The sequence below is a fragment of the Sphingopyxis sp. genome, from assembly GCF_041916015.1.
Lineage (GTDB): Bacteria > Pseudomonadota > Alphaproteobacteria > Sphingomonadales > Sphingomonadaceae > Sphingopyxis.
Genome location: NZ_JAYSAH010000105.1, coordinates 1 through 3,041, shown reverse-complemented (window position 1 = coordinate 3,041; position 3,041 = coordinate 1). Strand labels below are relative to the sequence as shown.

Annotated in this window: 4 protein-coding genes; all 4 read left to right on the top strand. The window is 67.3% G+C overall.

Going from position 1 to position 3,041, the window contains the following annotated elements:
- Positions 1–984: 3-isopropylmalate dehydratase large subunit (locus tag ACE3SL_RS15100; protein ID WP_374526540.1), on the top strand; the 984-nt coding region annotated here is incomplete at its 5' end.
- Between the two features lie 226 nt (positions 985–1,210).
- On the top strand, positions 1,211–1,804 hold the full coding sequence (leuD, locus tag ACE3SL_RS15095; RefSeq protein WP_374526539.1) for a 3-isopropylmalate dehydratase small subunit: 594 nt from the start codon (positions 1,211–1,213) through the stop codon (positions 1,802–1,804).
- A gap of 12 nt (positions 1,805–1,816) precedes the next feature.
- The gene (locus ACE3SL_RS15090; protein ID WP_374526542.1) at positions 1,817–2,812 is read left to right on the top strand and encodes an NADPH:quinone oxidoreductase family protein; all 996 of its coding nucleotides are present in this window, start codon (positions 1,817–1,819) and stop codon (positions 2,810–2,812) included.
- Between the two features lie 65 nt (positions 2,813–2,877).
- Positions 2,878–3,041: DUF167 domain-containing protein (locus ACE3SL_RS15085; RefSeq protein ID WP_374526541.1), on the top strand; the 164-nt coding region annotated here is incomplete at its 3' end.

Here is a 3,041-nt window from a genome sequence, read left to right as displayed (position 1 = left end):
TTCGGCATCGGGACGAGCGAGGTCGAGCATGTGCTCGCGACGCAGACCCTGCTGCTGCAACCGTCGAAGACGATGGAAGTGCGCGTCGAGGGCGAGGTCGGCCCCGGCGTCACCGCGAAGGACATCATCCTCCACATCACCGGCACGATCGGCGCCGCCGGCGGCACCGGCCATGTCATCGAATATACCGGCAGCGCGATCCGCGCCCTGTCGATCGAGGGCCGGTTGACGGTCAGCAACATGGCGATCGAGGGCGGCGCGCGCGCCGGACTGATCGCGCCCGACGAGACGACCTTCGCCTATCTGAAGGGCCGCCCCTATGCGCCGAAAGGCGCCGACTGGGACGCCGCGGTCGCCTGGTGGAAAAGCCTCGCGACCGATCCGGGCGCGACTTATGACAAGGTCGTGGTGATCGACGCCGCCGATATCGCGCCGAGCGTCACCTGGGGCACCAGCCCCGAGGATGTCGTGCCGATCACCGGCGTGGTGCCCGACCCCGCGAGCTTCGCCGATCCGTCGAAGCAGGTCGCGGCGGCCAAGTCGCTCGCCTATATGGGGCTCGAACCCGGCACGCGGATGCAGGACGTGGCGATCGAAAATATCTTCATCGGAAGCTGCACCAACAGCCGTATCGAGGACATGCGCGCCGCCGCCGCGATCGTGAAGGGCCGCAAGAAGGCCGCCAACGTCAAATGGGCGATCGTCGTCCCCGGATCGGGGCTGGTCAAGGCGCAGGCCGAGGCCGAGGGGCTCGACCGCATCTTCACCGACGCTGGGCTCGAATGGCGCGAGCCGGGCTGTTCGGCCTGCCTCGCGATGAATCCAGACAAGGTGCCCGCGGGCGAACGCTGCGCCAGCACCAGCAACCGCAATTTCGTCGGCCGTCAGGGTCCGGGTAGCCGCACGCATCTGGTCAGCCCCGCGATGGCGGCGGCGGCGGCGGTGACGGGCAAGCTCACCGATGTCAGAGAGTTGATGGGATGATGGCACAGCGATTCCGGGATTCACGCGGAGACGCGGAGACGCGGAGAGCGCCGATCGTCGCCTCCGCGAAGGCGGGGGCCGCTTGCAAGTTTGCGCTACGCCGACGGCGGCCGCGTCCAGCGGCTCGTGACTCTGGTCGCCCTTCGCGGGGGCGACGGGATATTTTCTCCGCGTCTCCGCGTCTCCGCGTGAACCAAAATGATCCGATCATTATTGGAGGCGCGGCATGACCCCGCTGGAGAAAGTCGAAGGCCGCGCGATTCCGTTCGGGCTCAAGAATGTCGATACCGACGTCATCATTCCGGCGCACTGGCTGAAGACCACCACGCGCGAAGGCATGGGGCGCGGCGCGTTCGAGGCGATCCGCAAGGACCCCGATAACCTCTTCGACAGTCCCGAATATCAGGGCGCGCCGATCCTGATCGCGGGCGACAATTTCGGCTGCGGGTCGAGCCGCGAACATGCGGCCTGGGCGCTCGGCGATCTCGGCATCCGCGTCGTGATCGCGCCCAGCTATTCGGACATTTTCTCGGGCAATGCGGTCAAGAACGGGATACTCCCCGTCGTGCTGCCGCAGGCGGCGATCGACCGGCTGATGGAGGTGGCACAAACCGATCCCGTACATGTCGATCTCGACACGCAGACGGTGACGACGCCCTTTCAGGACCGCTTCACCTTCGAGATCGACCCGTTCCGCAAGATGTGCCTGCTCGAAGGGCTCGACGAGATTTCGCTGACCGAAAAGAGCGACGCGGCGATCGGCGCCTATGAGACGAAGCTCGACGCCGATCGGCCATGGATGCGGCCCGTAGCAGCATAAAAGGAGAAGATGATGAAGGCTCTCTTGTCGACCGCAACCGGCGGCCCCGAAACGCTCGTCCTGGGCGAACTGCCGCGCCCGACCGCGGGCAAGGGGCAGATCGTGATCGATGTGAAGGCCTGCGCGGTCAACTTCCCCGACGTGCTGATCATCGAGGATAAATATCAGTTCCGCCCCGAACGCCCCTTCGCCCCCGGCGGAGAAGTCGCGGGCCTTGTCGCCGAGGTCGGCGAGGGCGTGACCGAATTCAAGGTCGGCGACCGCGTGATCGCCGGCTGCGGCAATGGCGGCATGTCCGAAGCCGTCGCGGTCAGCGTCCACAACGTCTACCATCTGCCCGAAGCGCACGGCTTTGCCGAAGGCGCCTCGCTGCTGATGACCTATGGCACCAGCATCCACGCGCTCGTCGATCGCGGCCATATCAAGGAAGGCGATACGCTGCTTGTCCTCGGCGCCTCGGGCGGCGTCGGGATCGCGGCGGTCGAGCTGGGCAAGGCGTTCGGCGCGCGTGTCGTCGCGGGCGTATCGAGCGAGGAGAAGGGCGAAATCGCACGTCAGGCCGGCGCCGACGCGGTGGTCGTCTATGGCCGCCAGCCGTTCGACAAGGATCAGTCGAAGGAACTCGCGAACAAGTTCAAGGAAGCGGTCGGCCCCAATGGCGCGAACGTCATCTATGACGCGGTGGGCGGCGATTATGCCGAGCCTGCGCTGCGCTCGATCGCGTGGGAAGGCCGCTACCTCGTCGTCGGCTTCCCCGCCGGCATTCCGCGCCTGCCGCTCAACCTGACTTTGCTCAAGAGCTGCGACGTCGCGGGCGTCTTCTGGGGGGCGTTCGTGATGCGCGAACCGGCGCGCAATCGCGCCAATATCGCACGGCTGTTCCAGCTTTGGGAGCAGGGCAAGATCCAGCCGCGCGTCACCGGCACCTATAGCCTCGCCGATGGCGGCAAGGCGATTGCGAAGCTTGGCGATCGCAGCGCGGTCGGCAAGCTGGTCGTCACCGTCTGAAAATCCGGCCCGATCCCGCGCTGACCGCGGCGCTGCGCGACCTCGCCGCGCCGGGGCGGATCGAGGTGCGGGTCACGCCGGGCGCGCGCCGCGACGAGGTGAAGATCGTCGATGGCGGCGTGCAACTCCGCGTCACCGCGCCGCCCGCCGACGGCGCGGCGAACGACGCGGTGCTGGTACTGCTCGCCGCCGCGCTCGACCGGCCGCGCCGCGACCTGACGCTGCTGCG